Genomic DNA, 26,165 nt, shown 5'->3' on the forward strand with positions numbered 1-26,165 from the left:
TTTAATAGGTTATCTGTTTTTTGAAGCGATAAGTTTTCCCTTCGTATTCCCAATCTATGGTAATGTTCCATCGACCGTCCAACAAGCGGTTGTCAGGTATGAGCAAATTAGGATCTGTGAGTTCCAGCGGAATTTCAAAATCCAGTTGCCTGTTAGACGGTCTATATAGGAACACTTTTCCTTTTATTTTTTCTGGCGCATAACCTTCAGGAAACTGAAGCAAATAGCCCATATCGTTCTTTATCCCTGTAATCTGTTTTTCCATTGCGGCGGTGTTTTGTTGTGCATAAATATCGTCTTGCAATTCCATTTCTTTTTGATAATAGCCTTCGGTTACCAAGTCGTGATTCAGGTTATTTTCAGTACTCATTCTATACACTAAAAACAGAATGAATCCTACAAAAAGTGCCATTGCTACAACTAGTCCCGTTCCCCAATTAATCTTCATAGCTTTCGGTTTTTAGTTTCTAAAAATCGTTTTTCTTTAACCTCATTTATTTCCTCGACCATTAGTTTTGCTTTGCACGAAACATTACCACCTGGTTGTCCATTTTTGCAGCCATTACAGCATTCTTTGTTGGGTTGGTTTTTCATATATGTTTGTCTTAATTCCACTATTTAAAAAAAAATTACTTATAACTTCTTGGTCCAAGAAATGCTGTTCTGGTGGTTTCTATCTGTTCATCGCCACTGTATACACCTATAACCACTTTATCTTTATCGCCACTCAATGCACTTGCATTCAATTCTACAAATAATGTTCCTTCGGCAAGATCGCCTGCCGGTACGGTAAACGTTTCGTGACTCACAACGCTTATCCTTCCTTTATGGGAGAGTAACTTAAAAGTGATGTTTTCAATATTATTGTTCGTTTTATTGACCAGTTTATAGGTATATACATTACTTATAATGTTATCTGCTTTACGCTCGTACAACTGTCCTGGTAATCGTAAAATATCTGCTTCTACATCGTTACGCAGGAAAAGCATTCCAACCAGTACTGCCGTAAGAATACCCAATAATATTGTATATCCTTTGAATCTTGGTGTAAATTCAAACTTGGTCTTTTTCTCAATGTTTTCTTCACTGGCATAGCGTATTAAACCTTTTGGTAAATTAACAGCTTCCATCATACTATTGCAGGCATCTATGCAGGCGGTACAGTTTACACATTCCAATTGCGTACCATTACGTATGTCAATTCCTGTGGGACACACTTGCACGCATTGAAAACAATCTATGCAATCACCTTTTCCTGTTGCAGCACGGTTTTCTTTTTTGTTGAATTTGGCCCTACCTTCTTCTTTTTCGCCTCGCTTATGGTCGTAAGCCACGACCACAGATTTATTGTCGAGCAATACGCCTTGCAATCTTCCATAAGGACAGACGATGATACAAACCTGCTCTCTAAACCACGCGAACACAAAATAGAATACCCCTGTAAAAATAATGAGTGAAATGAGCGTGCTTTTATGTTCCATTGGCCCATCTATTATGTATCGCATCAAGCGGTCGCTACCTATGAGATAAGCCAAAAATATATTGGCTATTAAAAATGAAATCACAAAAAATACAAACCATTTTAAAGAACGTTTTAGGATTTTTTCAAGGTTCCACGGCATTTTAGCCAATCGCATTTGTTTGCCTCGGTCGCCATCTATCCAATATTCAATTCTGCGAAAAACCATTTCCATAAAAATAGTTTGCGGACACACCCAACCACAGAACAAACGTCCAAAGGCCACTGTAAACACTATAACAAAGGCCACGCCCACAAGCATCATCATTACAAAAATGTAAAAATCCTGTGGCCAAAACGGAAAGCCAAAAATATTGAACCGTCTTTCCATCACATTAAAAAGCAAAAACTGATGCCCATTAATTTTTACAAAAGGTGCAGCAAATAAAAAAACAAGTAGCACATAACTCACATACTTACGGTATTCATACCATTTGCCCACAGGCATTTTAGGAAATACCCAAGCGCGTTTCCCTTCTTCATTGAGCGTGCCAATGGTATCCCTGAAATTATCTTGCCCTTGTTCTGCCATTAGTTTGCGTAGTTCCCAATTTTAAAAACCATTAATCCCGCTATGTTTTTACCACGTTGTTTTGCTTCTGTAGCTATTTTTCCTATAAAAAGTTCATCAACAGTTTCATTCCAAAGTGTTAACCATTGGTTGAAATGTTTTTCGCTCATTTCGGTTTTTTGGCTCAATTTTATGTGGGTATCCATTGGGTTCCCTTTAAAACTCATTTTGCCCAACAATACTGTTTCCCAAAAGCTGTACATTTTTGGTAAATGTGTTGTCCAATCCACAGTTGCGACATCGGTAAAAATGAAACCAATAGTTTGGTCTGCCCTTACTTTATCGTAAAAATTGTTTACGAGCAATTCAATATCGGTCCTATCTTTTATATCTTCCATTTTAAAATGATTGTGTTTTGATTTCGCTTAAAGTGAAATATAATTTGCTATTCATTCAAAAACAATAAAAAGATTGCATCATTCCAAGCAACAACACTGTGTTTTACATTCATTGGAATGTCATAACTTTCATAACAGGCAAACCGTTTGCTCTCGGTTTTGGTATTGAAATCTATCTCACCTTTTATAACCAATAATCGCGCTTTGCAAGGTGCAACGTGTTCTGCCAATTCAACACCGCGTTTTAATCCTATGGCCATTATCTTTGTTCCGTTCTCGTCGTGTATTTTCTTGATAACGGGATGGTTGCTCAACTTTAAATTTTCCGCTAATTCGGTCATCATCATTTTAAGTTTATGTTTTGTGAATTAATTGATACTATCCTTCACCACATTTCCGGTAACAGGTTGGTCTTCTATAATAATCTGAATTTTTGTGCTGTCAATTATTTTAACCTGAACGTCTTCCACAGGGGCATTTTCATCCAGCCATATCTCTCCTTCTGGTTCCTTGGCATCTGCAGGATTTGTGCCGTGCAAGCTTAATACGTAACTGGCAACTTGCGCCATTTCCGAAGGCTTAAGGTCAGATTTCCAAGAAACCATTCCTTTTCCAGCACGGCCTCCTTCAGAAATTGTTTTGAATACATTCTTGATACCGCCTCCAAGAATCCAATGGTCATCAGTTAGGTTTGGTCCTATACCGCCAGCTCCACCAACTTTGTGACACGCAATACAGTTGCCCGTAAAAATGGTTTCGCCAGCTTTCAAATCGCTCGCATCAACCAATAACTCTACCGTATTAAAATCGACCAAATCCTTGGCTGTCTTTTTGTATTCTTCTATTTCTATTTTGGCTTCGGCAACGGCTATTTTATATTCTTCTTCTTGACTTGCTCCGTCAAAGATGTGATAACGCGCCATATAGACCACTGCAAAAATGATGGTTGCATAGAAGCCATATACCCACCAGGGTGGCAGTTTATTATCCAGCTCGCGTATACCGTCATAATTATGGTCTAGTACAATTTCGCCTTCTTGTTCAATAGGTTTGCTCCCTAATAATTTTTTATAGGTATCCTTGAACCATTTGAATTGATTTGCTTTTTCAAAAGCACGTTTGTCGTCAAATTTTACTTTATCTTCTGCTTTTAGGGTACGATAAAGAACACTTTCCAGGGCAATAACACAAATTTCGACTGCGGAATAGGCCAATATTATAAATCCTAAAAAAGCCCATAACCACGGTTGTTCGGTAAAAGCTGATGTATCGCCTTCAGACCCAATCCAATTCAGAAAAAAATAGCCTACCACCCCAAAGCCCAATATTCTTAATATAGCTGCTGTCTTCATAGGAATACGTCGTTTTCGTTACTATCAGATTCTAATGGAATGTTGCTCACTTCTTCGATATGTGATTTCTTGGCGGTAAATACCCACCAAAAAAGCACCAAAAAAAAGATGAAGAAAATGAGCAGGGAAATCATAGGGTAGATTTCTACACCTTCTATATTTTCCAAGTTGCCTTTTATATATTTCAACATAACTATTGGTTTTTGTTAGCGGTTACTTCTTCTACAGTTTTAATTTTGATATCCGTTCCCAAACGTTGCAGGTACGAAATGAGCGCCACTACTTCACGGTCGCGCATTTCAATAAAATCCTCACCGTTTTCCTTGGCGTACTTCTTATCTGTTTCATAGGTTGTCACAAAATCTGGGTCGGCATACAGGTTTTTCTCAATTTGCGTCCCTTGCTCATCCATCCATTGCTGTGCGCGTTCTATTTCTTCTTTTGTATAAGGCACACCGAGTGTAACCATTGCTTCCATCTTATCTTCGGTCTGGGATTTATCAAGTTTATTATTAATAAGCCATTTGTAGGACGGCATTATAGAACCAGAACTTGTGCTCTGTGGGTCATAGAAATGGTTTAAGTGCCAATTGTCACTATATTTCTGGCCCACACGGTGCAAATCTGGTCCGGTCCGTTTACTTCCCCAGAGAAATGGATGGTCATAGACAAATTCCCCAGATTTTGAATACTCGCCATAACGTTCCACTTCACTTCGAAAAGGTCTAACCATTTGTGAGTGACAGGATACACAACCTTCACGTATGTAAATATCTCTCCCTTCCAACTCTAATGGCGTATAAGGTTTTACGGTTGAAATGACCGGAACATATTCATCTACCATCAAAGAAGGGATAATCTGCACGATACCGCCAATTAAAATTGCGATTGTAGCATAAATAGTCATTTTTACCGGGCGTCTTTCCAGCCACTCGTGCCATCCCTCCTTTACGGTTCGGTCTTTAGTAACACGCTGTAAGGGTGCAGCTTCGGCAAGTTCGTCGGTTACTTTGCTACCTTGCCGTACCGTCATAATTACATTATATAACATTATGAACGATCCCACGATAAATAAACTACCACCTATGGCACGCATCCAGTACATTGGTATGATTTCGTTTAATGTTTCCAAGAAATTTCCGTAGGTCAACGTTCCATCTGGATTAAATTGTTTCCACATAGAAGCTTGCACAAACCCAGCAACGTACATTGGCAAAGCATACATAATAATACCGAGTGTTCCTACCCAAAAATGGGCATTTGCCAATTTTATTGACCATAATTTGGTCTTGAACAGTCTTGGCACGAGATAATAAATCATACCAAAGGTTAAAAACCCATTCCAGCCCAATGCGCCTACGTGAACGTGTGCAATGATCCAGTCGCTAAAATGCGCAATGGCATTTACGTTTTTAAGTGACAGCATAGGCCCTTCAAAAGTTGCCATACCATAGCAGGTAATCGCCACGACCATAAATTTAAGAACAGGATCTGTACGCACTTTATCCCACGCACCACGCAAGGTTAACAGTCCGTTAATCATTCCACCCCAAGATGGTGCAAGAAGCATTATGGAAAATGCAACCCCTAAATTCTGTGCCCAATCCGGCAACGAAGAATATAACAAGTGGTGAGGTCCTGCCCAGATGTAAATAAAAATAAGTGACCAAAAGTGTACAATGGATAGTTTGTATGAATAGACAGGTCTATTGGCTGCTTTTGGGACAAAATAATACATTAAACCAAGAAATGGTGTGGTCAAGAAAAAAGCCACAGCATTATGCCCATACCACCATTGAACGAGTGCATCTTGTACGCCAGCATACACCGAGTAACTTTTTAATGCCGAAATAGGAAGTTCGATACTGTTTACGATATGCAGCACAGCAACGGTTACAAATGTTCCCAAATAAAACCATATGGCAACATATAAATGGCGTTGTCTTCTTTTGAGGATTGTACCAATAAGGTTTGCACCAAACGCAACCCAAATTAACGCGATGGCAATATCAAATGGCCATTCCAATTCGGCATATTCTTTTGAAGTGGTATAACCCAACGGTAATGTAATTGCAGCACCAACAATAATGGCTTGCCAACCCCAAAAGTTGAGGTTGCTCAACCAATCTTTCCACATACGAGCTTTTAGCAATCGCTGTGTGGAATAATAAACACCTGCAAAGATGGCATTTCCGACAAAGGCAAAAATAACAGCATTAGTGTGTAGGGGACGCAAACGCCCAAAGCTTAACCACGAAATCCCATCGGTTACGTTAGGGAATAAAAACATAAAGGCGAGCAAGAGTCCCACGCTCATACCGATTATGCCCCAAAATATCGTGGCATTTACAAACTTTTTTACGATTTTATTATCGTAGTAAAATTGTTCTGTTTGCATAATTTATTGGTTACTGGTTTGAATTATTTCTTTCTTATCGGATTTACTTATTTCTTTTTTTGGCTTGACGATTTCGTCTTCAAAAAGCATCCGCACAGATGGGGTATAGGTATCGTCATATTGTCCTTTCTTAACTGAATAGACAAATGCGATAAAAAATATAATAGCGACGATGACGCTAACAGTAATCAATACATAAATGATACTCATACCTACCTGAATTATGGTGTAAATTTACTTGGATGAACTTGGGTAAAAGATGACTTTTGTCAGTTATGGAAAATATATTTGAACCATCAAACCATTACGTACATCCCTAAAATTCCTACTGTTTTATTTGCTTCGGCAAGTGTTTCAACATCAACAATATTATTACTGACTGAAAGGCGTTCCAAGGATTTCAACCTAATTTTGAGACGCTCATATTCACTTTTAAAATAATCCTTCATAATTACGCATTGTGTGCAATGGCTCATTTCATATTTTTTCTTAAGTTGAAATAAATGTTGCGATACCAACGTGATTTCCTGTTTCATTGTAACTAAATTTAAGTTGATGATTTTCTTCCTATCATATAAGTATAAATTGTGGTAAAAACCACAATACTTATGGAACTTAAAGGCATTAAGATTGCTGCCACCACAGGTGCAAGATTTCCGGTAACCGCAAATCCCAACCCAATTAGATTATAGAATAATGAGAATACAAAGGCGTATTTTATAATGCGAATACTCTTTTTTGATAGTCTTAAAAATTCAGATAACTCTTTTAATCTACTAGCATCAATAATCCCATCGCAAGCGGGCGAAAATACATTTACGTCTTCAGAAACAGCGATACCCACGTTGCTTTGGGCAAGGGCACCAGCATCATTCAATCCATCGCCTACCATCATAACTTTTCTGCCTTGTTGCTGCAGATTTTTTATAAAATTGAGCTTATCCTCTGGCTTTTGATTGAATTTTAATTGAGCGTTTTTAGGCAATTGGGTTTTTAGAAATTCTTTTTCGCCATCGTTATCGCCAGATAGTACTACCAAATTCGCTGTACTGCTCAATTCAGAAAATAACGCTGCCATTCCTTCTCGATAATTATTATAAAAAACATAACACCCCTTATACTCGTCGTTGGTACTAATATGGACTTGGGTATGTGTGGTAGCAGCCACTTCTTTTATGTTTCCAACAAAAGCATAACTACCAACTTTTACCCTCAAATCCTTGTAAATTCCTGTGATGCCTTTTCCGGTTTCTTCGGTAAAATCATCTAATGTGCAAATACTATTCTCTTGTAACAAATCGTACAACGCACGGCTTAACGGATGGTTGGATGCTCGCACGGTGCTGGTCAGGATTTTTTGTTCGTTTTCGGTCAACGAAATTCCTTGATACGTAATTAGATTTTTATTGTGGGTTGTAAGTGTTCCTGTTTTATCAAATACCACGGTGTCTATATGTGCCAGTAGTTCGAGGACGCTACTTTCTTTGAGATACAACTTTCTCTTCCCAAAAATGCGCAACATATTTCCAAGTGTGAAGGGTGCTGCTAATGCAATGGCACAGGGACAAGCCACAATAAGCACAGCAGTAAATACATTAAATGCCACAGTTGCATCTATAAAAAGCCAAATAACGGTCGCTACTACAGCAATACTTAAAATGGCAATTGTAAATCTTCGGCTTATTTGGTCGGTAAGATTTTCGAACGTGGTTGCTTTGTTTTTGCTGAATACATCGTTGTTCCACAATTGTGTAAGGTAGGATTGCTCAACCGCTTTTGTAACTTCAACTTCGATAATTCCTGATTTTTGTCTCCCACCGGCATAGATTTTATCGCCCGATTGTTTGATTACGGGTGCTGCCTCGCCCGTTACAAAACTGTAATCGATGAGTGCTGTTCCTTTTATTAATATCCCATCGGTTGGGATGAGTTCGTTATTTCGAATCAGGATGCGGTGGCCTGCCTGTAATTCGTATACAGGTGTTTGGATTTCATCAGTTTTCGCGAAAGTGGAATTATTATGACTCTCTTCTCTAAACAACTGTGTAACCGCAATAGGAAAATAAGATTTGTAATCCCGTTCAAAAGAGAGAAATGCGTAAGTTTTCTGCTGAAAGAATTTGCCCAATAGCAAGAAAAAAACCAATCCGGCAAAGCTGTCAAAAAAACCCGTGCCCCAATCCATCACAATTTCCAAAGTAGAGCGCAAAAATAGAATGGCTATACCGATAGCTATGGGTACGTCAATGTTCAAAATTTTAGAACGTAAACCTTTATAGGCGGACACAAAATAATCGCGTCCCGAGTAAAAAACAACGGGCACGGAAAAAGCAAACATCAACCATCGGAATAGGATTTTAAATTTATCCAACCAAAATTCGCTTACTTCAAAATATTCAGGAAACGACAGAAACATAATATTTCCAAAGGCAAAGCCTGCCATGCCCAATTTATAGATAAGGCTTCGGTCTATTATCTTTTTTTTCTTGTTGAAATCTTCGAGAGATATATTGGGTTCATAGCCTATCCTGCAAAGCAGGAAGACCAATTCTTTTAAATTGATTTCAGCCGAATTGTAAGTAATTCGTACCGATTTCTGCGGAAAATTGACTTGGGCATTCTTAATGGCAGGATTCAGTTTGTTAATATTCTCTAGCACCCAAATACAAGAACTGCAATGGATATGAGGGATTACAAACGAAACAATTTGGGTGTCCTGCTCATCAAATTCCAATAATTGGTCAATGATATGCTGGTTGTCCAGAAAATCGAAACGCCCCTCCATTTCCAAAGGTGTTTTTCCTGGTGTAGATTGCAAATCATAATAATAGGTGAGGTCATTCTCGTTGAGAATGTCAAACACCGTTTTACAACCGTTGCAACAAAAGGATTTTTCCTGATGCTCAATTTTTGTATCACGGCAAGGGTCGCCACAATGATAACAATTTTCCATAATTTACTCTATACCTGTGGCAAAGGTTGCAAGAATGGATGGTAGAAAAGATGACTTTTGTCAGTTGGTGTAAAATCTTTAGGAATTTCTTAATACATCTCAATGTGAAATTTTAGTATTTTGAAAAGAAAACTATGAAACTTTCAGCAATGACATTATTGGGTATCACGACCTTACTTCTTTTAACCATCGTGATTTTTTCAGCAATGGACTTTCCATTTAGCTGGGTATTCTATGCTACTTGCGCAGGGCAGGTTTTATTGGTTTATACCGTATATAAAGTATTGACAGATGATTATAAAACTGATAAAACTTTCAGGGATTTTTATGAGGACAGACCGGATTTGGGAAGGTAAAACCTATATTTTTACCACTTTCTTTTCTTCTTCCATAGCGAGCTTAATGGCGCGTCGCCAGAATATTGGGAATGGCTGAGCTCTGTAATGTCTGCTTGCAAGGTGTCCTATAATATGGAAACTGGCTTTAAAGAATTGAAAATCATCCTCTTTAATATACAGATCCATTTCTTCAAAAACTTCTTTCCTGTAGGCTTCAATGTCTTTATAGATAACAATGGAATGTTTTAGAGTACCTTCATTTTGACTGTAACATTTAGATGCAACAAATCCCTCAATGTCTTCCGTAGCAAACCAAATTTGCAAATTGAGTTTAGGAAATTGCTCTTTAACAAGTTCTCTGATTTGATGATATAATTCTTCTGATTGTAAAACAATCGCATACTCAACCAAAATTGTAATAATCGTCGAGGATGTAATCTCTACGGTGTCGTCGCCATTATGAATATCAACCAACTTATCAAAATTAGTTCTGAATATTGGAAAATCTTTATCTACCATATAATTGTTATGGAAAGCGACCACTAAATTTCTTATCCATCTCGATGCAGTATCGACTTTTCCTGCCTGACAAAGTAATTGTAGTGACATTGCTATTTCTATACTGTGTTCGTCATACTTTGGATAATTGAGCGGCGGATTATTTAAAACAAACGAACCTAAAGAATCAGCAATAGCCAAAGCGCTTCGGTATATTTTATTTGTGATTTCTGGCGGACTGGTTGCTGCTGCGAATATAAAATGCTGTATTTCAGTCAATCCTATACTTGCTAATATGCCTAACTGTTCCCAAGAATTTAAATTGTATTCAATGTAATTTTTAGAGTAGCGGTATAAACTATGCCTCTAATGTTTTATGTTTATAATAAGGTACCAAATTTTGGCCTGGTTCTGGGACGCTGTTAGCCAATTTTTGACCATCTGAATCAAAAAAAATGGACATCTGAACTTTTGAACCTTGAGCGGGATGGTAAGATGGATAATAGCATAAGTAACCCCAATCATTTAGGTCTTTTAGATAATTGTGATAGGTCGTTTTTGATTTGAATTTTGCTTTTTCCATAATCCATTCTCTGTTTATGGTTATCGTCCCTTTGAAAAATTCCCGATTCCATTTCTGAAAGAATGCCAGGTACAACGTGATATGACCCTGCTTAATTCTATTGTCATTGTTGAAAAGCTCAAAGGCTGCGTTGAGTTGAACTATGTAATTTACCTTTTCCATTCGCCGTCTTTATTTTTACTTGTAAAGGACTTTTCTTGAAAGCCTGTTTCTGTCTTTTCTACATACTTTTTTTCAAGAATCAACTTCTTTTTTGGCGGCTCTGTTTGCTCAAAAAAGGAATAGAGCATCGCAACTGTTGGTTTAGTTTGAGATTTTTCGATATCCTTCATTATCGCAATCATACCGTTCATTCGTTTTTTAATAAGCGTTGATATTTTTGATTCCAATGTTTCCATTCTTGGCCCCATTGATTCTGCTGGCGATATTCCGTTGTCTTCAAAAAATTCAACCATAAGCAACAATGTCATTGATTGAGATTTTGACATTTTCTTGCAGAAGTCTCTAAATTTTTCTGCAACTGAAGCCTTGATTCCTAATTTTTCAAACCGCTCTTTTTCATATCCTTTATCCATTTTTTCTGAAATTTTTATTTGGTTTTGTTGAGCTGAACAAGGTTTTTCTGAAAAACAATCACGAAAATTCAAATATTCAAAATTGCAAATCGCTGTTATCTATTGATTTTAAAAGGTTTTGTATAAAATTAAATATTGTAACATCGCTTTAGCGTGTTACCCTCTTGCTATACAAACCCTTCATTACATTTTGGTTTTATAGTACTTTTTGCCAAAAGCTAAGAACCATAAAATACCCTTCTATTTAAGTTCAATTTTTTAAGAGTTAGAATGTCTTTTCATTAAAGTGTTCTTTGCTATCAGCTGAAAAAACTATCCATTTTTCTAATCCAGACTCGACCATAATACCGCAATTTCAAAGCCAATATTAGATGATATAAATTGGTGTCAATTAGTTGCCACAATGTCATTTATTCACATACTTATTATATCCAGAGTGTTTTCCTTTTCATTTTATATTAAATGATATTGCCCCCCCAATTATTGGCCATTTGGTTTATGTCTTGTATTAGAAAATAGATTAAACTATCCTTAGTATCATTTTATCCACTTACTTCCCATAGTGCCTTCGTTGTTACCTTTTCGGAAACGTTACCTAAAATTTTGAGTGAGTAAGGAATTATAAAAGTGAGTGAGCGAACGATTATGCAGTCCGTCTCGAGCTAAATTTTAAATCTTTGTGAAACAAAAGGAAAAAGTAATATTTTCTAAAGCGGACTCTATTTCAAAGTTTCCCTCAAAAACAAAAAGTTGATAAATTCAAGAGATTTTAAAACGACAAAGAAACAAGAGCATATCAACTTTGAAATTGTGTCCAAGATTTTTTAAGTGAAGCTTATTTCCCGTAATGAAGCTTTTCGCAAAATGAAGTGAAATGTGCTGAGCGCATTTTCAAACTCAATTCTTATTAAATCGAAGTAATGTCAATAGACGTTAATAGCACTTAATATCATTTTAGGTAAAATTTAATGGTTCAAGAAAGAATAGTAAAATGTTGTACCTATGTTGTACCTGAGCATAAAAAAAGCCAAGATTTTCATCTCAGCTTTTTTCGTACCTCGGGTGGGAATCGAACCCACACTCCTTGCAGAACCGGATTTTGAATCCGGCGCGTCTACCAATTCCGCCACCGAGGCTTAACTTTTTTGCTTTGGATTTTGAATCCAGCGCGTCTACCAATTCCGCCACCGAGGCAAATAAGGACTGCAAAATTAATAAAAAAAACAGTTTAGCTAATAAAATAGTGCCTAAATATATTCAATAGACACAAATTAATTTCTAAATTTGCACCTCTTTTAGAGAAAGCCAGATTTAAAAGTCAAACACGCTATGTTTCAACCTGTTCCGGAACCCAAAATTTTCGCTTGTACACAGAGTAAAGCTCTTGCTGAGAAAATTGCCAAAGATTACGGTCAGGAACTGGGTAAGATAATCACTTCTACCTATAGTGACGGCGAGTTTCAGCCTTCTTTTGAAGAATCTATTCGGGGTTCTAGAGTTTTTATTATTGGCTCAACTATGCCAAGCAGTGAGAACTTAATGGAAATGCTGTTAATGCTTGATGCCGCAAAAAGAGCTTCAGCAAGACATATCACGGCAGTACTTCCATACTTTGGGTGGGCAAGGCAAGATCGTAAAGATAAACCGCGTGTACCTATAGCTGCTAAATTAGTAGCCAACCTGTTAGAGACAGCGGGAGCGACACGCATTATAACTATGGATTTGCATGCAGATCAAATACAGGGATTTTTTGAAAAACCCGTAGATCACTTATTTGCATCAACCATTTTTTTACCGCATCTGCGTAGTTTAAATCTTGATAATCTTACAATAGCTTCTCCAGATATGGGAGGATCTAAAAGAGCTTATGCCTATTCTAAGGCTCTAGAGAGCGATGTTGTAATTTGTTATAAACAAAGAGCACAGGCAAATGTGATAAGCCACATGGAGTTGATAGGTGATGTAAAAGGTCGCAATGTGATTCTTGTTGATGATATGGTAGATACAGCAGGAACCTTAACAAAGGCTGCAGATCTTATGATGGCAAAAGGGGCTTTAAGTGTACGTGCAATATGCACACATGCTCTTTTAAGTGGCGATGCTTATGAAAAATTAGAAAAAAGTCAACTGCAGGAGCTTATAGTAACAGACAGTATACCACTCAAAAAGCAAAGCGCTAAGGTAAGAGTAGTAAGCTGCTCACCTTTATTTGCAGATGTAATGCACAGGGTTCACAGCAACACTTCTATTGCATCAAAATTTATAATGTAAATTTTATAACTATTAATATATATTTAAATGAAGTCAATCACGATCACAGGATCTAAAAGAGAAAGCGTGGGCAAGAAAGCAACTCAAGCCTTACGTAATGCTGGAGAGGTTCCTTGCGTATTATACGGAGGGGATGAGCCAGTACACTTTAACGCACCAGAATTAGCGTTTAAAGATTTGGTTTACACTCCAGATGCGCACACCGCGACTTTGGAACTTAATGGAGAAACCTATATGGCAATCCTCCAGGACATTCAATTTCACCCGGTGACAGATCGCATTCTTCACGTAGATTTTTACCAGATTTTTGAAGGTAAAGAAGTTTCTATGACAGTACCAGTACATTTTACAGGTAACTCTCGTGGGGTACGTAATGGTGGTGTACTGCGTAAAACAAATCGTACTTTAAAGGTTAAGGCTTTACCTAAAAACCTTCCTGATTTTGTAGAAGCAGATATCACTAACCTTAAAATTGGTAGCAAATTGTATATCACAGAGCTTAAAAGTGATGATTACAAATTTATGCACCCAGACAACACAGTTATTTGCCAGGTAAGAACGTCTCGTAACGTTGTTGCTTTAGATGACGAGGAAGAAGAAGAAGGAGCAACTGCAGAAACAGAAGCTACTCAAGAATAAACTATTCTTTTATAACTTTTAAAAGCATCTGCTCTGGCAGGTGCTTTTTTATTTTATAGCTTTTTATTTAAAAGACGGTCTCATTTCAATATCTTAAATTTGCGCGTGTTCACAATTAAAAAATCATGCTTCTAAATCTAAAGAATCTATTAAGTAGATATAAAGAATCGCAGAGTGAAGAAGAAAACCCCATGAAGAAATTCTTAATAGCTGGCCTGGGAAACATAGGCCCTAAGTACGCAAATACCCGCCACAATATAGGTTTTGAAATTGTAGACGCTTTCGCGAAAGCAAATAATGCAACGTGGGAAACTGAAAAATTAGGTGACATTGCAAAACTGAAAATCAGGGGGCGCACGGTAATCCTGCTTAAGCCTAACACGTATATGAATCTTAGTGGTAAAGCTGTAAGATATTGGATGCAACAAGAAAATATAGCAGTTGAGAATTTGTTAGTAATTACAGATGATCTCAATCTTGATTTTGGCACCATACGCGTTAAAACTAAAGGCAGCGACGGCGGTCATAACGGGTTAAAAGATATTCAGGCACAAATAAACACAACTGCTTATAATCGCTTTAGATTTGGTATAGGCGATAGATTTAGTAAAGGCAGACAAATTGATTATGTATTAGGAGAGTGGGACAAAAATGAGCAGGCAGATTTACCAGAACGTATTGATAAATCATGCGAAGTAATTTCTAGTTTTGTAGCTGCGGGAATTAATAATACCATGAACCTGTTTAACGGAAAGTAAATTGAAACAACATCCTTCTGCACAAGAATTTACCGGCACTAAAAATACTGTTGTTACCATAGGTACGTTTGACGGTGTTCATATAGGACATCGCAAGATCATAAACAGACTTATTGCCAGTGCGCATAGCAATGACTATGAATCTGTGGTACTTACGTTTTTTCCGCACCCCCGTATGGTGGTACAAAAAGATACCGAAATAAAACTAATTAATACAATTGCAGAACGCACAGCTTTACTTGAAAAAACCGGCCTGGATCATCTAATAATCCACCCATTTACACAAGAATTCTCACGCCTTACGGCAGAAGATTTTGTAAAAGACATCCTGGTAGATCAGCTAAAGGCCAGAAAAGTTATTATTGGCTACGATCACCATTTTGGCCGTAATCGAAATGCTAATATAGATGACCTGAGAAAATTTGGTGAACTCTATGATTTTGACGTAGAAGAAATATCCAAAAAAGATATTGACGATGTCGCTATAAGCTCTACTAAAATAAGACAGGCATTAGAAGTGGGTGATCTTCATAAAGCAAATACTTATTTGGGCTATCCCTTTATGCTTACGGGTATCGTTTCACGTGGCAAAGGTTTGGGACGCAAAATGAATTATCCCACAGCCAACCTTAAAATCGATGAAGACTATAAACTTATTCCCTGCAAAGGGGTTTACGTCGTTAGATCTGTAATAGACGAGAAATCTGTTTATGGCATGATGAATATAGGCACAAATCCTACAGTTGGCGGCAATCAACTTTCTGTAGAAACTTACTTTTTTGACCTCAATAGCGATTTGTATGGCAAAAAACTTCAGATAGAACTTCTTACCAGAATACGCGACGAGAAAAAATTCAACACTGTTGAAGAACTTATAATTGCCATGCAGGAAGATGAGACGTTTTCAAAAAAATATATTGAAAAGCTAAATGCTTAACAACTGGCTGTATAGAAGAGTAGACAACAGCGCCCTTATTATTTTTAGGGTAATTTTTGGTTTACTTATTACTATAGAAGCCTGGGGAGCTATCGCTACAGGATGGGTCTCACGTGTTTTATTATCTGGTGATTTTACCTTTAATTTTTTGGGTTTTGGTTTTTTACAACCACTCCCCGGTAATGGCATGTACTACTATTATGGCATTATGGGGCTTTTTGGTGTTTTTATCATGCTGGGCTTTCGCTACAGAATGAGCATTGTGATCTACGGGATCATGTGGTCTTGCGTATATCTTATGCAAAAATCATCATATAACAACCACTATTATCTTTTAATGCTCCTACTGGGACTAATGGCCACCTTTCCTGCTCATCACTATTTCTCTGTAGATGCCTGGCGCAACCCTACCATTAAAAAGATATCAATGCCCCGCTGGGTATATGTTGTTATCATTGCACAGTTATGGATTGTCTACACATACGCCAGCATCGCAAAACTATATCCAGATTGGCTTAATGCCTCAGTACCGGGACTACTAATGCTTGCGCGAAAAAATTACTGGCTGGTAGGCGATATTTTACAGCAAAGCTGGGCACATTATACCATCGCATACATGGGCATTCTTTATGACGGACTCATAATTCCCGCGCTTTTATGGCCTAAAACCCGAAAAATTGCCTTCTTTTTGTCGATTTTTTTCCACCTTTTTAATAGCTTTATTTTTCATATTGGGATCTTCCCCTACCTTTCTTTAGCTTTCACGCTGTTCTTTTTCCCTTCAAAAACAATTCATGATATTTTTCTGAGAAAAAAAGAATATTACGCTGCAGATGAAATAATTGTCACCAACTATAGAAAACCTGCTCTTGTATTTTTTGGTATTTACTTTCTGTTTCAAATAGGCTTACCCTTGCGACACTGGTTTATAAAAGACGACGTACTCTGGACGGAAGAAGGTCACAGATTGAGTTGGCGTATGATGCTGCGCTCAAAAAGCGGAAGAATATTCTTCACCATTCAGGACAAAGAAAATGGAATAAAAAAGAATATCAATTACCGGGATTATCTTTCTGCAAATCAGCAGCGACTTGTTGCTTCAAAACCTGATGCTATCTGGCAATTTTGCCAAAGACTTAAAGCAGAATATGCCCGGGAAGGCAAAGACATAGCAATTTATGTAAACTGCAAAGTGCGTGTAAATAATCATGAGTGGCACACGCTAATAGATCCTAAAGTTGATATGGCGGCGGCTAAATTTAACTACTTCTGGCACAATGACTGGATTTTACCTTCTCAACTAGATACAGACACCCCATCAACAGATTACAAAGACGCTACTTTTGATTGAAAAAACGGGTAAAAAAGACCAAAAATCTGCCAGAAAAGGTTAAAAAAACTCCTTTAAATTAAATTGATTTTATGAAATTTCGCTTTAAGCGAAAAGAGAATTAGACTTAACAAAGAATTACAAACTCAAACTCCTTTTCTGCCCAAATTTTCACTCAATTCCTTACTTTTGCCTCTTAAAATTGAGCCATGCTACACGTAGTTGACATACGCGAGAATAAAGAAGAATATATAAAGGCGCTTGCTAAACGTAACTTTGAAGCTTCAGCTGTTTTTGAGCAGGTGCTTGAAGCAGATGAAAAACGCAGAGCAACACAAGCTCAGCTTGACAATACGCTGGCAGAAAGCAACAAAATATCTAAAGAGATAGGTTCTTTATTTAAAAACGGCGAAGCTCAAAAGGCTAACATTTTAAAAGAGCGTACGGTTAAATTAAAAGAAGATGCCAAGATTCTTCAGGAAACACTTAACGTTGTTTCTGCAGATCTTGACAATTTACTGTACACGATTCCTAATATCCCACAGGAAAGCGTTCCTGCCGGGAAGAATGAAGAAGATAATGAAGAGGTTTTTCGCAAAGGCGACATTCCGGTTTTAGCAGATGGCGCATTGCCACATTGGGAGCTTGCTAAGAAATATGACATCATAGATTTTGAACTGGGAAATAAGATCACAGGTGCAGGTTTTCCGGTTTATAAAGGGAAAGGTGCTCGTTTGCAAAGAGCGCTTATTTCTTACTTTTTAGATAAAAATACAGCTGCCGGTTATACAGAATATCAGGTACCGCATCTAGTGAATGAGGCTTCAGGTTTTGGCACTGGTCAACTTCCAGATAAAGAAGGACAAATGTACCATGTAGGAGCAGATGATCTATATCTTATCCCTACGGCAGAAGTTCCTGTAACTAATATGTTTCGCGGTGATCTACTTAACGAGAGTGATCTGCCTATAACCTGCACAGGGTACACGCCTTGCTTTAGAAGAGAAGCTGGTTCTTACGGCGCCCATGTGCGTGGGTTAAACCGTTTACATCAATTTGACAAAGTTGAGATCGTACGCATAGAGAGACCTGAAGATTCTGATGCTGCTCTTGATGGTATGGTAGAACACGTAAAATCAATTCTTGACGAACTTAAACTGCCATATCGCATCTTAAGATTGTGTGGTGGTGATCTGGGCTTTACTTCTACGCTTACATATGATTTTGAAGTATTCTCTACAGCTCAGGACAGATGGCTCGAGATAAGTTCTGTTTCAAACTTTAAGACTTTCCAGGCCAATCGTTTGAAATTGCGCTTTAAAGATGCCGAAGGGAATAAAAAACTTGCTCATACGTTAAATGGTAGTTCACTGGCTTTGCCTCGTGTGCTGGCAGGAATACTTGAGAACTATCAAACAGCTGAAGGAATTAAAATACCTGAAGTTCTCGTGCCCTACTGCGCTTTTGACACGATCGCATAGCCACAGGTTTTTTGGTTATATTTACCTAGACGGCATTACTTTCAGACAAGATTGATGCGATAATAAATCGCCATCTCTGCTCTGATATTTGTGCTTAGATCCTTTATTAAAAAACAAAACAAGTGCTACGCTTCCTCTTTCTTAGCGGATGTCTATTCGTGTTCTTTTTGGCCTCTGCCCAGAATGAGCAATTGGCGCGCAATTATTTTGAGCAGGGAGAATTTAAAAAGGCCGCATCAACTTATGAGGCTTTGCTATCTCATAGTCCTACTAATACAAATTACATATTGGGTCTTGTAGAGTCATATCAACAACTTCAGGACTATGAAGCCTCTCAAAAGTTACTTGAGAAATATATCGCTGCGCGAAATAATGCTCCCACTTTTGAAATAGAATTAGGTTACAACTACCAATTACAAGGCAATGCTGAAAAAGCAGATATGCAGTATAATAATGCTCTCGATGTCATAAATACCAATCCCGGTTATGCCTATACAATAGGCCGTTCTTATGAAAAATACAACCTGCTTGATTATGCGATAAAAGCCTATAAAAATGCGATGGCTATAAGCGAAAAGTTGACTTTTGACTTGCAGCTGGCAAGGATCTATGGCGAGCAGGGAAACATCGAGTTAATGCTTGATACTTATCTCAATCTAATAAAAAAAGATGAAAAGTTTGAAGCAATAGCCCAACGAACATTCTCAGAATTTATCACAGAAAACCCCGATAACCCGGCCAATATCACATTTAAAAAACTCCTTATAAAACGCATACAACAAGATCAGGATCTTTTATATAATAAATATTTGAGTTGGCTTTTTATACAGCAGAAAGAATATAAAAAAGCCTTTGCTCAGGAAAAGGCTATTTATAAACGCAGCGAGAATGACATGCAGCGCATTATGAATCTGGCCGGTATAACTTTAGAGAATAATGACGATGAAATGAGCACAGAGATTCTCGACTTCATCATCGCTTCTACTTTTAATCAGGATATCAGGCTTTCTGCTGAGCAAAAATTGCTGGAGATAGACGTTAAAAATGCAGATGTCTCACAATATACACGTCTTGAAAAAAGATTTGAAGAGCTGTTAAAACTATATGGTGAGACTCCACAAACATTGTCGCTGCAAATAGAATATGCCCATTTTCTCGCTTTTAAAAGTGACAATATCACAACGGCAGTAGACCGTCTAAAGCAAGCATTAAAACTTCAGCTTTCCCGCTTTCAGGAGGCTCGTACTAAAATGGAACTGGCAGATATTATGGTTCTGGATGAAAAATTCAATTCTGCACTAATTTATTATACACAGATCGAGAAGAGCCTTCAAAATGATGTTCTGGCGCAGGAAGCTAAATTTAAAGTTGCAAAAACCAGTTATTACAAAGGTGATTTTGACTGGGCGCAGGCACAACTTAAAATATTAAAAGCTTCTGCCACGCAGCTTATAGCTAATGATGCACAAGAGCTTTATCTTAATATTGCAGACAATTCTCTTGAAGACACGGCAAAAGTCGCCCTTAAATTATACGCGCGAGCAGATCTTTTGTCTTTTCAAAATAATGATGACGCCGCAATTACGATCTATGAGAATATTTTAAACGAGCACAAAGGAGAATCGATAGAAGATGAAGCGTTACTGGCTCAGGCAAAATTATACGAGAAAAACAAAAATTACGCTTCCGCGGAAGCAAACTATCTTAAAATCATACAATTTTACGGTGATGATATTTTAGCCGATGATGCGTACTATAGACTTGGCCAGCTCTATGCCGGCCCTCTCAATGATCCCGAAAAAGCCAAAGAAAATTACGAGAAGATAATTTTTAATTTCGCTGACAGTATTTACTACGTAGATGCTCAAAAAAAATACAGAATACTTAGAGGCGACGCTATTAAATAGCGACTTATAACAAAAACAAATTATGATAATATATAATCTAACTGTCAATATAGAAGAGAGCATTCATGATGAGTGGCTTTACTGGATGCGTAATGAACATATTCCTGACGTGCTGGCAACCGGTAAATTCAACAAAGCGTTAATGACAAAAGTACTGGTAGAAGAAGAAAAGGGCGGGATCACCTATTCTATACAATACACTGCAAAAAGCAAAGATGCTCTTGCCCGCTATTACAAAGAAGATGCAGACAGATTGCGTGCAGAGACTAATAAGTTTGCCGGTAAGTTTGTAGCCTTTAGAACAGAGCTTGAGATTATTTCTGAGCAATTAGAAAATCAGGAATCACGTTATAATTAGCACAGCCAATCTAACAATTGATTCAAGCTTTTTACCGAGCCCCAAACCCAAATATAAATACCACTACGCGGATAAATAAATACTGATGAAAGGCAAAAATTTTCACCCCAAAAATAAAAATCAGTTTAACCAGTCCTCAACAGATCAGGTAAAGGCAAAAAAGCATTTAGGGCAGCACTTTCTTAATGATGAGAGTGTAGCGCAAAAAATTGGTGAAACACTTTCACTTGAAGGGTATAAAAATATTCTCGAGATTGGGCCCGGTACCGGCGTACTTACCAAGTATATCCTGCACAAAGATTTTAATATCGTAGCGATGGATCTTGATAGTGAATCCATTATTTACCTCAATCACAGTTTCCCGCTAGAGCATGTTAGTAAGATAGAGCGTACAAATTTTAGAGTCATTGAAGCCGATTTTCTTAAATACGATCTCCATGAATTATTTGGCGATGAGCCTTTTGCCATAACGGGTAACTTCCCTTATAATATTTCTACCCAAATTGTTTTTAAAGCGTTAGAATGGAAACAGCAAATACCAGAATTTACGGGTATGTTTCAAAAAGAGGTTGCGCAACGTATTTGTGATCCCGGCGGCAGCAAATCCTACGGAATACTTTCTGTACTTACACAGGCTTTTTACGATGCAGAATACTTATTTACCGTCCCGCCAGAAGTTTTTAATCCGCCGCCTAAAGTTGACAGCGGGGTGCTTCGCTTAAAGCGAAAAGCAAACTATGAAGACATAGGTTGTGATACTGCTATGCTGTATAAAGTGGTAAAAGCAGCTTTTCAACAGCGCAGAAAAACGCTTAGAAATAGCCTAAAATCGTTTGATTTGAGTGAAAACCTCCGCGAAAATGATGTCTTTAACAAACGTCCTGAGCAGTTAAATGTATCAGAATTTATTGCCCTTACGCGATTAATAGAACTTGATCAACAGGAGTAAATTGAATCTCATACGATCTCTGTGATCTATTTATCTGTTTTAGAAAAACCGGTAAAAATGTATAAAAAATGGTTTTTAGAGAGGCAAAATCCGCCTATATACAGCAGATCCAGAAAGTAAGACATTAATTAGTTGCTTTTAATAGAGAAAAGCTCCAATTTCCGCATTCTTATTTTATTCCGCAGGCAAAAATCAACGCCTCAAAAATATATAGTAAAATAGCTTTATTTAGGCGCTTCCTTAACATTTATTTATTTGCTGCAAATACAGTCGCTGTCTTACTTTGGTTATATTTGTTGGGCTTAAAAAATTCAGTAATAACTTAACAATACAGCTGCCTATGGCTTTTGAAATCACAGAAGAGTTGATCGAACAGATCGAAAATCTGATTGAAGCTAAGGACGATGCCCATATCCTCGATCTTCTGGAGGAAGTGCACCATGCAGATATTGCTGAAATTTTTGACGAGCTCAATACAGAAGAAGCCACATATCTCATAAAACTTCTTGATAGTGAGAAAACTTCTGAAGCTCTTATGGAGCTTGATGAAGATGTGCGTGAGCGACTTCTTGACAACCTTTCTCCAGAAGAGATCGCCAGTGAACTAGATCAACTAGACACAGATGATGCGGTAGATTTTATATCAGAACTGGATGAAGAGATTCAGAAAAAGGTAATAGACGCTATAGAAGACGACCAGCACGCGCAGGATATCATAGAGATGCTGCGGTATGATGAGAATTCTGCCGGTGGCCTTATGGCGAAAGAACTGGTGCGTGTACATGAAAACTGGACGGTAGCAGGTTGCGTGCGTAAAATGCGAGTACAGGCTCAAAATGTAACCCGAGTACATTCGGTTTACGTGGTTGAGAAAAATGATAAGCTTATAGGCAGACTTTCTTTAAAAGACCTGCTAACTGCAGATACTAAAGCAAAAATAGCAGATATTTATATCCCTAACGTTGATGCCGTAAATGTAAAAGACCCGGCAGAAGATGTTGCTAAACTTATGCAGAAATATGACCTTGAGGCTGTTCCTGTTGTAAATGATGCGGGTATATTACTAGGAAGAATCACAATTGATGATATTGTAGATTTCATTCGTGACGAGGCAGATAAAGATTATCAAATGGCGGCCGGTATTTCACAGGATGTTGAGGCAGATGATAACTTATTTAAACTTACGCGTGCAAGATTACCATGGTTGCTCATTGGGATGTTTGGCGGTTTAGGGGCTGCGAGTATTATAACAGGCTTCAACGATATATTTGTCACTTTCCCAAAATTATTGGTTTTTGTACCGCTTATACAGGCAACCGCTGGTAACGTAGGCGTACAATCTAGCGCTATTGTAGTACAAGGTCTGGCTAATGATTCACTAAAAGGTAATATTGCTAGCAGATTACTTAAAGAATCTGCTTTAGCCTTAATTAATGGTCTCGCGATTGCTATGGTGGTTCTAGTGATAAGTCATTTTGCATTTAAAACTTCATATCTGGAATCTGTGAGTATTGGGATTGCTATAATCGCGGTGATCATTCTCGCCGCTTTAATTGGTACTTTTATACCTATAATCCTTGACAAAAGAGGCATTGATCCAGCTGTAGCAACTGGCCCATTTATCACCACCAGCAATGATGTTTTTGGAATACTTACCTACTTCCTGATCGCAAAAATGGTTTTGGGTTTTTAAATAAACTCTTTTATTTAACCATCTCTGTAAAAAGAGAGATCATTAAATTTGAAGTATGCAATCTAATACCTACACTCTTGAGATCACCGTTACCGAAGATGCAATAGATCAATTGGGTCATGTTAATAACGTGCAATATCTACAATGGATTCAGGATGTTGCTGAGGCTCACTGGTTACATGCTACAACAGAAGATATTCAGAAAGAATACGTGTGGGTCGCACTTGAACATAATATTAAATATCACAATCCGTCATTTAAAGGAGAAAAACTTACACTCAAGACCTGGGTAGATAGTTTTGAAGGAGTGAGAAGCATACGCCACGTTGAGATCATTAGAAACAGTGATCAAAAGAAACTGGTTTCCTCTATAACACAATGGTGTCTCCTACATATGCCAGAAGGGCGACCTATGCGTATACCTGCCCTGGTTAGTGACTTATTTTAATTCTTATGAAGACAATCAACTTAACAGATAAATTTTCAAAATTTAAAGATCAATGGCATCCTCACCAGATTGCTGTAGTAGATAATATGCAGGTTCTTCTGGCCAAATTAAAAGATGAGTTTGTATGGCACAAACACGACGATGAGGAGGAGCTTTTTCAGGTTGTAAAAGGCACGTTGATCATGAAATTCCGCGAAAGCGAACAAACCATTAAAGCTGGGGAACTCATTGTTGTTCCCAAAGGTGTAGAGCATTGCCCTATGACAAAAGATGGCGAAGAAGTGCATGTTCTTCTTTTTGAAAAGCTAACTACAAAGCACACCGGCGATGTGCAACATGAGAAAACCCAAACTGTTTATCCTAAAATTTAAAAATGCATATACTTCATCTAGACTCTAATCACCCTTTATTAATTCAACAATTAGAAGAAGCCGGTTTTGAAAATTCTGAAGATTATACTTCTACAAAACAGGAGGTAGAAGATAAGATCGAGAACTACCAGGGTATTGTTATAAGAAGTAGGTTTAAAATAGACAAAACCTTCCTAAACAAGGCAAAAAACCTCCGCTTTATTGCGAGAGTTGGTGCGGGTTTAGAAAGTATTGATGAAGATTATGCCGCAGAAAAAGGCGTGCAGCTTATCGCAGCGCCAGAAGGTAATCGCAATGCCGTGGGCGAGCATTCTTTAGGCCTGCTTTTATCACTGTTTAACAAACTTAATCAGGCTGATGCCGAAGTACGAGCAGGAAAATGGAACCGGGAAAGCAATCGCGGACTAGAACTTGAAGGTAAAACTGTGGGACTTATTGGTTATGGCAATATGGGTAAGGCTTTCGCCAAAAAGCTGCAGGGCTTTGACTGTACAGTGCTATGTTACGACATTAAAGAAAATGTAGGCGATTCTCTGGCAGAACAGGTAAGCTCAGAAGAATTGCAAAAAGAGGCAGATGTATTAAGTCTACACACGCCGTGGACACCACTCACAGACAAAATGGTTGATGCCAAGTTTATAAATGCTTTTAAAAAACCATTTTGGCTTATCAATACAGCTCGTGGCAAAAGTGTAGTTACAGCAGATCTGGCACAAGCATTACAAACCCGGAAGATATTAGGAGCAGGTCTTGACGTTCTTGAATATGAAAAACTTTCTTTTGAGAATCTTTTCACTTCTGCAGAAGAAATGCCGGCCCCTTTAAAGTACCTCATAGAGTCTAAAAATGTCATTCTCACTCCACATATTGCGGGCTGGACGGTAGAAAGCAAGATCAAGCTGGCACAGACAATAGTAGATAAAATAAAAGCATCCTTCTTATAAATTACTATCTTCATTATTTATTACTAATAATAGATCATGAAAAATCGAGTAACAGGACTGGGCGGATTCTTTTTTAAAACAAAAGACCCAGACAAGATCAAAAGTTGGTACAAAACCCATCTGGGCATCCCAACAGATCAATATGGGTGGACGTTCTGGTGGCGCGACGAGAACGGTAATAAATTTTCTACGCAGTGGAGTCCTTTTGCAGCAGACACTTCTTATTTCGCTCCCAGCGAAAAACAATTCATGATGAATTTCAGAGTAGAAAGTCTAAAAGAACTCCTTGAAGTTTTAAAAGAAGAGGGCGTAACCATTATAGGCGAAATGGAAGAGTACGATTATGGTAAATTTGGCTGGATACTCGATCCCGAAGGCAACAAGATCGAACTTTGGGAACCTGTAGACAAAGCATTTCTCTAGTACTAACTGCCAGGCAAAAACCACAACAATCTTTTGGAAATTGACATAAGACCTTTTGAGATTCAGGATTATGAGCGCGTTGCTCAAATCTATAAGGATGGTATGGCGACTGGCATTGCCACTTTTGAAACCCAGGTTCCCAGTTATGAACAATGGGACGAAAGATTTATCAAAAAGTGCCGTTATGTTGCCCATGAAAACAACCAAATTTTAGGCTGGTGTGCATTAAGTAAAAAATCAAGTCGCGAGGTGTATAATGGCGTAGCAGAAGTCACTCTTTACATCGCTTCAAAAAATCGGGGAAAAGGCATAGGAAAACGGCTTTTAAGGCACTTAATTCGCCAAAGCGAAGCCGAGAGTTTCTGGACGTTAACCGCTCACATTTTTCCGGAAAATATCGCCAGCATAAAATTGCATGAACAACACGGGTTTAGAAATGTAGGCTATCATGAAAAAGTCGCCATGCGAGACAACAAATGGTTTAATAATCTCATTTTTGAGCGCAGGAGTACAGCTACCAGATTCTTATAA

29 protein-coding genes and 1 tRNA gene are annotated in these 26,165 nt (G+C 37.9%); 16 read left to right on the forward strand and 14 right to left on the reverse strand.

The genetic code is table 11. The annotated features are described in order from the left end of the window. Position 1: 1 nt before the first annotated feature. The 10 genes from ACH3PA_RS05520 to ACH3PA_RS05565 form a co-directional block, all read right to left on the reverse strand. Positions 2-448, reverse strand: coding sequence for a FixH family protein (locus ACH3PA_RS05520; RefSeq protein ID WP_416446407.1), 447 nt, complete (start codon positions 446-448; stop codon positions 2-4). Positions 449-629: 181 nt separating this feature from the next. Then, positions 630-2,051, reverse strand: a complete 1,422-nt coding sequence (gene ccoG, locus ACH3PA_RS05525; protein WP_416446405.1) for a cytochrome c oxidase accessory protein CcoG — start codon at positions 2,049-2,051, stop codon at positions 630-632. Beyond that, positions 2,051-2,428 carry a group III truncated hemoglobin gene (locus ACH3PA_RS05530; RefSeq protein WP_416446403.1) on the reverse strand — a complete coding sequence of 126 codons (378 nt, stop codon included), beginning with the start codon at positions 2,426-2,428 and terminating at the stop codon, positions 2,051-2,053. The genes ccoG and ACH3PA_RS05530 overlap by 1 nt, the downstream gene beginning before the upstream one ends. A 47-nt stretch (positions 2,429-2,475) precedes the next feature. Continuing rightward, complete coding sequence (locus ACH3PA_RS05535; RefSeq protein ID WP_416446401.1) at positions 2,476-2,775, reverse strand: hypothetical protein; 300 nt, start codon at positions 2,773-2,775, stop codon at positions 2,476-2,478. Between the two features lie 21 nt (positions 2,776-2,796). After that, positions 2,797-3,780, reverse strand: a complete 984-nt coding sequence (locus tag ACH3PA_RS05540; protein ID WP_416446399.1) for a cbb3-type cytochrome c oxidase N-terminal domain-containing protein — start codon at positions 3,778-3,780, stop codon at positions 2,797-2,799. Then, a complete protein-coding gene (locus ACH3PA_RS05545; protein WP_416446397.1) occupies positions 3,777-3,971 on the reverse strand; it encodes a CcoQ/FixQ family Cbb3-type cytochrome c oxidase assembly chaperone in 195 nt (64 codons plus the stop codon). The genes ACH3PA_RS05540 and ACH3PA_RS05545 overlap by 4 nt, the downstream gene beginning before the upstream one ends. Before the next feature lie 2 nt (positions 3,972-3,973). Beyond that, positions 3,974-6,178: a cytochrome-c oxidase, cbb3-type subunit I gene (gene ccoN / locus ACH3PA_RS05550; protein WP_416446395.1), complete on the reverse strand. Its 2,205-nt coding sequence runs from the start codon at positions 6,176-6,178 to the stop codon at positions 3,974-3,976. Positions 6,179-6,181: 3 nt separating this feature from the next. Continuing rightward, positions 6,182-6,388, reverse strand: a complete 207-nt coding sequence (gene ccoS, locus ACH3PA_RS05555; RefSeq protein ID WP_416446393.1) for a cbb3-type cytochrome oxidase assembly protein CcoS — start codon at positions 6,386-6,388, stop codon at positions 6,182-6,184. Positions 6,389-6,474: 86 nt separating this feature from the next. Beyond that, positions 6,475-6,714: a hypothetical protein gene (locus tag ACH3PA_RS05560; RefSeq protein ID WP_416446391.1), complete on the reverse strand. Its 240-nt coding sequence runs from the start codon at positions 6,712-6,714 to the stop codon at positions 6,475-6,477. Between the two features lie 11 nt (positions 6,715-6,725). Continuing rightward, positions 6,726-9,131, reverse strand: a complete 2,406-nt coding sequence (locus tag ACH3PA_RS05565) for a heavy metal translocating P-type ATPase (protein ID WP_416446389.1) — start codon at positions 9,129-9,131, stop codon at positions 6,726-6,728. A 134-nt stretch (positions 9,132-9,265) separates the two neighbouring features. On the opposite strand from ACH3PA_RS05565, the gene ACH3PA_RS05570 reads away from it, so the two are divergent. Continuing rightward, positions 9,266-9,487 carry a hypothetical protein gene (locus tag ACH3PA_RS05570; protein ID WP_416446387.1) on the forward strand — a complete coding sequence of 74 codons (222 nt, stop codon included), beginning with the start codon at positions 9,266-9,268 and terminating at the stop codon, positions 9,485-9,487. Positions 9,488-9,490: 3 nt separating this feature from the next. On the opposite strand, the gene ACH3PA_RS05575 is transcribed toward ACH3PA_RS05570, so the two are convergent. From ACH3PA_RS05575 to ACH3PA_RS05590, 4 genes are all read right to left on the reverse strand, one after another. Then, a complete protein-coding gene (locus ACH3PA_RS05575) occupies positions 9,491-10,246 on the reverse strand; it encodes a hypothetical protein (protein WP_416446374.1) in 756 nt (251 codons plus the stop codon). A 79-nt stretch (positions 10,247-10,325) separates the two neighbouring features. After that, positions 10,326-10,712, reverse strand: coding sequence for a hypothetical protein (locus ACH3PA_RS05580; RefSeq protein ID WP_416446372.1), 387 nt, complete (start codon positions 10,710-10,712; stop codon positions 10,326-10,328). Continuing rightward, positions 10,700-11,125 (reverse strand): BfmA/BtgA family mobilization protein, encoded by a 426-nt coding sequence (locus ACH3PA_RS05585; protein ID WP_416446370.1) that lies wholly within the window; start codon positions 11,123-11,125, stop codon positions 10,700-10,702. Before ACH3PA_RS05585 ends, ACH3PA_RS05580 begins: the two co-directional genes overlap by 13 nt. 1,054 nt (positions 11,126-12,179) lie before the next feature. Continuing rightward, a tRNA-Leu gene (locus tag ACH3PA_RS05590) sits at positions 12,180-12,261 on the reverse strand. A 193-nt stretch (positions 12,262-12,454) separates the two neighbouring features. Here ACH3PA_RS05590 and ACH3PA_RS05595 point away from each other — a divergent pair. The 15 genes from ACH3PA_RS05595 (at position 12,455) to ACH3PA_RS05665 (ending at position 26,165) form a co-directional block, all read left to right on the forward strand. Continuing rightward, the gene (locus tag ACH3PA_RS05595) at positions 12,455-13,396 is read left to right on the forward strand and encodes a ribose-phosphate pyrophosphokinase (protein ID WP_416446368.1); all 942 of its coding nucleotides are present in this window, start codon (positions 12,455-12,457) and stop codon (positions 13,394-13,396) included. Between the two features lie 27 nt (positions 13,397-13,423). Then, positions 13,424-14,035, forward strand: coding sequence for a 50S ribosomal protein L25/general stress protein Ctc (locus ACH3PA_RS05600; protein WP_416446366.1), 612 nt, complete (start codon positions 13,424-13,426; stop codon positions 14,033-14,035). Positions 14,036-14,160: 125 nt separating this feature from the next. Continuing rightward, positions 14,161-14,793 carry an aminoacyl-tRNA hydrolase gene (gene pth / locus ACH3PA_RS05605; protein ID WP_416446364.1) on the forward strand — a complete coding sequence of 211 codons (633 nt, stop codon included), beginning with the start codon at positions 14,161-14,163 and terminating at the stop codon, positions 14,791-14,793. A 1-nt stretch (position 14,794) separates the two neighbouring features. Further along, positions 14,795-15,730 carry a bifunctional riboflavin kinase/FAD synthetase gene (locus tag ACH3PA_RS05610; RefSeq protein ID WP_416446362.1) on the forward strand — a complete coding sequence of 312 codons (936 nt, stop codon included), beginning with the start codon at positions 14,795-14,797 and terminating at the stop codon, positions 15,728-15,730. Further along, positions 15,723-17,081 carry an HTTM domain-containing protein gene (locus tag ACH3PA_RS05615; protein WP_416446360.1) on the forward strand — a complete coding sequence of 453 codons (1,359 nt, stop codon included), beginning with the start codon at positions 15,723-15,725 and terminating at the stop codon, positions 17,079-17,081. Before ACH3PA_RS05610 ends, ACH3PA_RS05615 begins: the two co-directional genes overlap by 8 nt. Positions 17,082-17,269: 188 nt before the next feature. Continuing rightward, on the forward strand, positions 17,270-18,541 hold the full coding sequence (gene serS, locus ACH3PA_RS05620) for a serine--tRNA ligase (RefSeq protein ID WP_416446358.1): 1,272 nt from the start codon (positions 17,270-17,272) through the stop codon (positions 18,539-18,541). 122 nt (positions 18,542-18,663) lie between these two features. Further along, positions 18,664-20,448: a tetratricopeptide repeat protein gene (locus ACH3PA_RS05625; protein WP_416446356.1), complete on the forward strand. Its 1,785-nt coding sequence runs from the start codon at positions 18,664-18,666 to the stop codon at positions 20,446-20,448. Between the two features lie 22 nt (positions 20,449-20,470). Beyond that, positions 20,471-20,806 carry a DUF4286 family protein gene (locus ACH3PA_RS05630; protein ID WP_416446354.1) on the forward strand — a complete coding sequence of 112 codons (336 nt, stop codon included), beginning with the start codon at positions 20,471-20,473 and terminating at the stop codon, positions 20,804-20,806. 85 nt (positions 20,807-20,891) lie between these two features. Next, entirely contained in the window at positions 20,892-21,755 is an 864-nt protein-coding gene (gene rsmA, locus ACH3PA_RS05635) for a 16S rRNA (adenine(1518)-N(6)/adenine(1519)-N(6))-dimethyltransferase RsmA (protein ID WP_416446352.1), read from the forward strand. Between the two features lie 340 nt (positions 21,756-22,095). Next, positions 22,096-23,448 carry a magnesium transporter gene (mgtE, locus tag ACH3PA_RS05640; protein ID WP_416446350.1) on the forward strand — a complete coding sequence of 451 codons (1,353 nt, stop codon included), beginning with the start codon at positions 22,096-22,098 and terminating at the stop codon, positions 23,446-23,448. Positions 23,449-23,503: 55 nt separating this feature from the next. Next, a complete protein-coding gene (locus tag ACH3PA_RS05645) occupies positions 23,504-23,896 on the forward strand; it encodes an acyl-CoA thioesterase (RefSeq protein WP_416446348.1) in 393 nt (130 codons plus the stop codon). 5 nt (positions 23,897-23,901) lie between these two features. Next, positions 23,902-24,267 (forward strand): cupin domain-containing protein, encoded by a 366-nt coding sequence (locus ACH3PA_RS05650; RefSeq protein WP_416446346.1) that lies wholly within the window; start codon positions 23,902-23,904, stop codon positions 24,265-24,267. A 2-nt stretch (positions 24,268-24,269) separates the two neighbouring features. Continuing rightward, positions 24,270-25,211, forward strand: coding sequence for a 2-hydroxyacid dehydrogenase (locus ACH3PA_RS05655; RefSeq protein ID WP_416446344.1), 942 nt, complete (start codon positions 24,270-24,272; stop codon positions 25,209-25,211). Positions 25,212-25,247: 36 nt separating this feature from the next. Next, entirely contained in the window at positions 25,248-25,634 is a 387-nt protein-coding gene (locus ACH3PA_RS05660) for a VOC family protein (RefSeq protein WP_416446342.1), read from the forward strand. 33 nt (positions 25,635-25,667) lie between these two features. Beyond that, positions 25,668-26,165: a GNAT family N-acetyltransferase gene (locus ACH3PA_RS05665; RefSeq protein WP_416446340.1), complete on the forward strand. Its 498-nt coding sequence runs from the start codon at positions 25,668-25,670 to the stop codon at positions 26,163-26,165.

It is taken from the genome of Leeuwenhoekiella sp. A2 (genome assembly GCF_047946655.1).
Taxonomy (GTDB): domain Bacteria; phylum Bacteroidota; class Bacteroidia; order Flavobacteriales; family Flavobacteriaceae; genus Leeuwenhoekiella.

Bases quoted from the DNA above. Each gene is read 5' to 3' on its own strand.
- serS (WP_416446358.1), top strand. From the start codon at position 17,270: ATGCTACACGTAGTTGACATACGCGAGAATAAAGAAGAATATATAAAG.
- ACH3PA_RS05595 (WP_416446368.1), top strand. From the start codon at position 12,455: ATGTTTCAACCTGTTCCGGAACCCAAAATTTTCGCTTGTACACAGAGT.
- ACH3PA_RS05545 (WP_416446397.1), bottom strand. From the start codon at position 3,971: ATGTTGAAATATATAAAAGGCAACTTGGAAAATATAGAAGGTGTAGAA.
- ACH3PA_RS05655 (WP_416446344.1), top strand. From the start codon at position 24,270: ATGCATATACTTCATCTAGACTCTAATCACCCTTTATTAATTCAACAA.
- ACH3PA_RS05580 (WP_416446372.1), bottom strand. From the start codon at position 10,712: ATGGAAAAGGTAAATTACATAGTTCAACTCAACGCAGCCTTTGAGCTT.
- ACH3PA_RS05615 (WP_416446360.1), top strand. From the start codon at position 15,723: ATGCTTAACAACTGGCTGTATAGAAGAGTAGACAACAGCGCCCTTATT.
- ACH3PA_RS05530 (WP_416446403.1), bottom strand. From the start codon at position 2,428: ATGGAAGATATAAAAGATAGGACCGATATTGAATTGCTCGTAAACAAT.
- ACH3PA_RS05565 (WP_416446389.1), bottom strand. From the start codon at position 9,131: ATGGAAAATTGTTATCATTGTGGCGACCCTTGCCGTGATACAAAAATT.
- ccoG (WP_416446405.1), bottom strand. From the start codon at position 2,051: ATGGCAGAACAAGGGCAAGATAATTTCAGGGATACCATTGGCACGCTC.
- ACH3PA_RS05660 (WP_416446342.1), top strand. From the start codon at position 25,248: ATGAAAAATCGAGTAACAGGACTGGGCGGATTCTTTTTTAAAACAAAA.
- ACH3PA_RS05560 (WP_416446391.1), bottom strand. From the start codon at position 6,714: ATGAAACAGGAAATCACGTTGGTATCGCAACATTTATTTCAACTTAAG.
- ACH3PA_RS05650 (WP_416446346.1), top strand. From the start codon at position 23,902: ATGAAGACAATCAACTTAACAGATAAATTTTCAAAATTTAAAGATCAA.
- rsmA (WP_416446352.1), top strand. From the start codon at position 20,892: ATGAAAGGCAAAAATTTTCACCCCAAAAATAAAAATCAGTTTAACCAG.
- ccoS (WP_416446393.1), bottom strand. From the start codon at position 6,388: ATGAGTATCATTTATGTATTGATTACTGTTAGCGTCATCGTCGCTATT.
- ACH3PA_RS05540 (WP_416446399.1), bottom strand. From the start codon at position 3,780: ATGAAGACAGCAGCTATATTAAGAATATTGGGCTTTGGGGTGGTAGGC.
- ACH3PA_RS05520 (WP_416446407.1), bottom strand. From the start codon at position 448: ATGAAGATTAATTGGGGAACGGGACTAGTTGTAGCAATGGCACTTTTT.
- ACH3PA_RS05585 (WP_416446370.1), bottom strand. From the start codon at position 11,125: ATGGATAAAGGATATGAAAAAGAGCGGTTTGAAAAATTAGGAATCAAG.
- ACH3PA_RS05570 (WP_416446387.1), top strand. From the start codon at position 9,266: ATGAAACTTTCAGCAATGACATTATTGGGTATCACGACCTTACTTCTT.
- ACH3PA_RS05645 (WP_416446348.1), top strand. From the start codon at position 23,504: ATGCAATCTAATACCTACACTCTTGAGATCACCGTTACCGAAGATGCA.
- ccoN (WP_416446395.1), bottom strand. From the start codon at position 6,178: ATGCAAACAGAACAATTTTACTACGATAATAAAATCGTAAAAAAGTTT.
- mgtE (WP_416446350.1), top strand. From the start codon at position 22,096: ATGGCTTTTGAAATCACAGAAGAGTTGATCGAACAGATCGAAAATCTG.
- ACH3PA_RS05535 (WP_416446401.1), bottom strand. From the start codon at position 2,775: ATGATGATGACCGAATTAGCGGAAAATTTAAAGTTGAGCAACCATCCC.
- ACH3PA_RS05630 (WP_416446354.1), top strand. From the start codon at position 20,471: ATGATAATATATAATCTAACTGTCAATATAGAAGAGAGCATTCATGAT.
- pth (WP_416446364.1), top strand. From the start codon at position 14,161: ATGCTTCTAAATCTAAAGAATCTATTAAGTAGATATAAAGAATCGCAG.
- ACH3PA_RS05600 (WP_416446366.1), top strand. From the start codon at position 13,424: ATGAAGTCAATCACGATCACAGGATCTAAAAGAGAAAGCGTGGGCAAG.